This window comes from Acinetobacter legionensis (genome assembly GCF_048551735.1).
Classification (GTDB): Bacteria; Pseudomonadota; Gammaproteobacteria; order Pseudomonadales; family Moraxellaceae; genus Acinetobacter.
Genome location: NZ_JBIMBV010000068.1, coordinates 1 through 1100 on the forward strand (window position 1 = coordinate 1; position 1100 = coordinate 1100).

The following is a 1100-nucleotide window of genomic DNA, read 5'->3' on the forward strand; positions in this document are numbered from 1 at the left end:
GCGTTAGATTGGCTTACACCATTAGAGAAATTTGCTCAGCTTGTTGATTATCATAAGACTTTTCAAACTGTCGCACCTCATGTTTGAATTCGCCAAGTATCTGGTGGAAATAATATTTCTGTAAAAGCTAAACTTTTAAGTGTTAATTAATTATTTATAAAAATTTTATAGGTAGTAATTTCACGCAAATGGGTTGGCAAAATTTAAGAATTAAGCTTTTTTGGTTTTAGAAATTTAAGAAAACAAAAAACCTCCCACGGGAGGTTTCTTTTTGTCCTTAAAATTAGTATCTTGGACTAAATACAAGAGATATATCATGAAAAGCTTATTTATAATTTTCTGCTTTTTGGTTTCCAGTTTTTGTTTTGGAGCAGATTCTCAGGTTCGAGAAGTACAGAGAAGTACAGAAACTGGAATGTTAATGAAATGGATAATACCGCCAAAAGTTAGAATTAATAATGAAATATTAAAGGGTTACGACAGAGATATATTAATCTTTTTAGAAACCGATGAGAATGGAAGGGTTCAAAAAGCGGAAGTAAGTAAAAGTAGCGGATTGGATGATTTAGACAATTTAGTATTAAGGGCTGTGAAAAGATCAAAACTCAAAGTGTGGAATGAATGGGATGTAAAATCAAATCACCCATCGCGCTTGAAATTACCTTTTAACTTTTCAGTTTCCAGAATTCCTGATTATGCTGTGTATCCTAAATTTAATTATAAAAATGCTGATTTAAAAGGAAGTGATAGAACGATAAGATTGAGTGTAGAAGCTAATGAAAAAGGTGAATTAACCAAAGTCATAGTTTTTCGAGGGACTGGAATACCCGCTCTAGATAAATATGCTTTAAGTGAGTTCATCAAACAGGCAAGTTTTAAGCCTTTGATTATAAATGGCAAGCCTCAACTTATCAAAACAACTGCAGATTTTAGCTTTATTTTAAGATCATCAAGTGATTAATATTCAAATGTTTATTCAGTATTAAACTTCAAACCCACTTTGGTGGGTTTTTTATTGGACATAATTTATGAGCAATGAAAAATTTACATTTCCGTGTGATTTAGATGGAAACTCAGGCAAACAAAACTTCAATATTTTG

1 protein-coding gene is annotated in these 1100 nt (G+C 31.3%); it reads left to right on the forward strand.

The annotated features are described in order from the left end of the window. Window positions 1–316: 316 nt before the first annotated feature. Window positions 317–961 (forward strand): TonB family protein, encoded by a 645-nt coding sequence (locus tag ACG9ZL_RS21000; protein WP_419361843.1) that lies wholly within the window; start codon window positions 317–319, stop codon window positions 959–961. The last annotated feature ends 139 nt before the right edge of the window (window positions 962–1100 follow it).